This is a genomic window from bacterium (assembly GCA_021372775.1).
Taxonomy (GTDB): Bacteria; Acidobacteriota; Polarisedimenticolia; order J045; family J045; genus JAJFTU01.
Genome location: JAJFTU010000295.1, coordinates 1 through 2,214 on the forward strand (window position 1 = coordinate 1; position 2,214 = coordinate 2,214).

Here is a 2,214-nt window from a genome sequence, read left to right on the forward strand (position 1 = left end):
CGGCGAGCCTGTCGAGGATCGCCAGCTCGCCCTCCATGTCGCCGTCCTGCCCCCGCCGGAAGGAGGCTTCGAGATCCGCGCGGCCTTGCGGGTCGGCGCCGACGGTCGCGCCGTCGGGCGCCCGCACGAGGTGGATCGCCGAGTTTCCGCCGATCCCCGTCGCGCCGACGACCGTCAGGGCGCCGGTGGCCTCCACGATCAGTTCCGAATCGTCGGCCTCCTGCACGATGCGCTCGAGCAGTTTCGTCGCTTCGTCCGCGCGCCCGGCGACGGAGGCCTCCACCGCCCGTTGATAGTCGGCGTGGTAGTCGTGCGGCGGGGTCATCGCCTGCTCCATCCTCGCCCGCAGGGCCTCGCGCAGTTCCGGGGTCGGCGCCTCGTTCACGGCGCGCCGAAGGAGCGTCCGCCCCTCGTCCGTCTTCTTTTGGGCGACGAGCAGCGCTCCTTCGTTGAAGCGCGCGACGGCGACGTTCTGGCGCGCCCACGCGACGGCGACCGGGTCCTTCGTCTTGGCCAGAAGCTGTTCGAGCGCCGCGCGCGCGGCGCCGAAGTCCCGCGCGTCGAAGCAGTCGTTGACCAGCGGCTGCGCCGTGAGGGGGCTCGGCGCTCGCCCGAACGCCGCCTCGAGGTCGGCGCGGCGCCGCTTTGCCCTCTCCGCTTCCGGCAGCAGTCCGTCGAGCAGTCTCCGGGCTTCGGCGTGTCCGGGACTGAGGGCGAGGTCGCGCTCGAGCTGGGCGCGGATTTCGCGGGCGAGCGGCTCGTCGATCATCCGGCCGGAACCGAGGGCGACGGCGTAGAGGTAGTGCGCCATCGGCAGGTCCGGATCCGCCTCGACCGCGCGGCGGAAGAACTCGCGCGCTTCCTCGGTCGGCGAGGGGACCGTCCGCAGCAGCCCTTCGCCGAACAGCGCCGGAGCGCACCGCGGGTTGATCGCCAGCGCGGCGCGGTAGCGCTCCTCGACTTCCTGCCTCGCGCCGGGCTCGGTCGGGTCGGCGAGCAGCAGCCCCGTCCGCGCAAGCGCCTCGTCGCGGGCCAGCGGCCGCGACGTCGCTCTCTCGTCCACCTTCAGCTCGTCGAAGCGGACGCGCCAGTAGTGGTAGACGCCGGCGCCGATCACGCGCCGCAGGTGCGCGCGCAGCTCCTCTTCGAGGCGCCCCGGCGGGCCGCCGAAGGCGGCGGAGAAAGCCCGCGCGGGGGACGCGCCCGCGGCGAGGCTCTGCAGGTAGCCGGTGAACTGCGCGCGGCGCTTGGGGCCGCCGCCGGTGAGCATATAGTCCGCGACGGCCCACGACGTCGCGTAGAAGAGCCCTTGGCGTCCCTGCTCGTTGTAGTCGGGCGACGAATGCTCGACCTTCGCCAGGTCGTCGAGCGGGAAGATGCGGGAGCGGAGCAGTTCGAGGTGCTCGGGCGGCGGCCCGCCGAGGTCCACTCCGTTCTTCGTGCGCTCCATCGTGCGATAGAACTCGGCCAGCCCCTCGTCCAGCCAGAGCGGCAGCGCGGGGATGTTCCGCTCGACGAAGTAGTGCAGATACTCGTGGTAGACGATGCCCAGCGAGCTCGCGTCGTCCACCTGCACGGCCACGTAGTCGCCGTCGAAGCGGCGCTGGAAGAAGCCGGCGATGTCGCGTCCGCCGCGGTAGGGGGCGAACGACTTCTCGTCCGGAAAGACGTAGACGTAGGTCGGGATCGGGGCGTTGACCAGCATCTGGTCCGCCGACATCTTGCGCAGCACTTCGCGCAGCGTCTCCAGGCCGACGACGACGGCGCGGGTGCGCTCCTCGGGCGCGCAGCTGAAGAGCGTGAAGTGGGCGGAGCGGTACTCCGACCAGCGCTGGCCGTCGGGAAGCGGCGCGGCGGCGGCGCGGCCGCCGAGCGCGAGCGACAGCAGGAGCGCCGCGGCGAGCGCGTCGTGCTTCGTCATGGCGTGGTCCCCCGGGCTCGATCTCCCCGGGCGGATTATCCACCACCGCGGTCCGGGCGCGGCCGGCCCGCGGCGGCGAAATCGGGGGAGAGAGGGCCGACGGCCCTCTCTCCGCGGATCACTGCGGCGTTTCCTGCGGCGCGTCGACTCGGAGCAACCGGCGGCAAGCCGGCGCGGGGGCGGGCCCGAGCGGGCGCGCCCCCGAAGCGCCGGCGCGCCGCTACGGACGGAAGAAGGTCGTCGAGCCTTGGCCGTAGTCCACGAACGGGGCGCCGCGGAGCGTCTCGTTCGAC

General features: G+C 73.0%; 1 protein-coding gene. It reads right to left on the reverse strand.

Features of this window, described 5'->3' with window-relative positions; all coding sequences use genetic code 11:
• A partial coding sequence (locus LLG88_10240) for a hypothetical protein (GenBank protein ID MCE5247283.1) occupies nt 1-1,921 on the reverse strand: 1,921 nt, incomplete at its 3' end.
• Nucleotides 1,922-2,214: the final 293 nt, after the last annotated feature.